General features: G+C 36.0%; 1 protein-coding gene. It reads right to left on the reverse strand.

Translation table 11 applies throughout. From position 1 onward, the window contains the following. Positions 1 to 97 precede the first annotated feature (97 nt). Positions 98 to 1,021, reverse strand: coding sequence for a transposase (locus H6W53_RS21385; protein ID WP_317169767.1), 924 nt, complete (start codon positions 1,019 to 1,021; stop codon positions 98 to 100). Positions 1,022 to 1,170 lie beyond the last annotated feature (149 nt).

Here is a 1,170-nt window from a genome sequence, read left to right on the forward strand (position 1 = left end):
CAGCAATACAATCAACGCTGTAAACAATAGTTTAGAGGATGGCTTTGCCATCCTTTTTTGCAAATTATTGGAACAGCTCTATGGCTTAAAAAAACTTTTACGACTTTAGATTTTTATAGAAAAGATACCATTGGATGAACTTCTTTCTTCGGCTTTTGGTAAGTCCCCGATGAATATTGAGATTGCCTTTCAGATGACCGAAAAAAGACTCTATGCCGTTGGTTGTTTTAGGTATTTTAGGATTTTGCAGAAACATAAACATATTGGGTAAAGCCTTCCTGATAGCCGAAAAACATCTTCTTACCATCTTGTGCGTGTGCCAATATCTTCCGGTTTCCTGACTGTATGATTTTTCATTCAAAAATTCGTGATGCTTCTCAGACCAATCTAAAAATTCTTTGATCCAATACTGCTTTTTAACTTCATTGTCGATAAAATGAATCTTGCAGACAATTTCTCGCAACTCAAAACCCGCTGCAGACTTTGGATAAGCCGAAAGCCATATTTTGCACATTCTCTGAATATGCACCAAACATCTCTGGACAGGAACTTTCGGACAAACTTTACGGATAGCTTTCAGTAGAGATTTGTCGCCATCGCAGGTTATCCCGCCAATTTTTATTCCTAAATTCAAGATGTTTTCCAAATCCTCTTTCAGTTCCTCATAATGCTCACCGTCCGTAATTCTGTAAAGCTGGGTTTGCTTAAAAACATTATCTCTGTAAATCACCAAACAGATTTCATTGGAGAAATAAGTGCCGTCAATCAGTAAATAAACCTCCTTGTTCTGGTTGTAACTGAGTTTTGGAGCTTTACTAAGCATCACGTTAAAATACCGTTGAAGAGTACTTACCGCAGATTCTGCTGAAATCTGCTCATAAGTCTGTTTCCCAACAATCCATTTTTTGAACCAAATTTCTTTGTTTTTTAGCCCCACAGACTTATTCTCCGAAGTAAAATAAATTCCACAGTTTTTACATTTAAAACGACGCTTTCCGTTTTGCTTTCCCCAAGAAATCACATCCAGACTTTTGCAACTCCAGCAACGATTTTTTTTGAATTTTCAGCCATAAAAAAAGTTTATTGAAACAAAGTTCAATAAACTTTATATATCATCAGTAACAATCGGCAGTACGATGAATTTTACCAACTATTTTTGACTATTAAACC

Source organism: Chryseobacterium sp. C3, from assembly GCF_014218905.1.
Classification (GTDB): domain Bacteria; phylum Bacteroidota; class Bacteroidia; order Flavobacteriales; family Weeksellaceae; genus Chryseobacterium; species Chryseobacterium mucoviscidosis.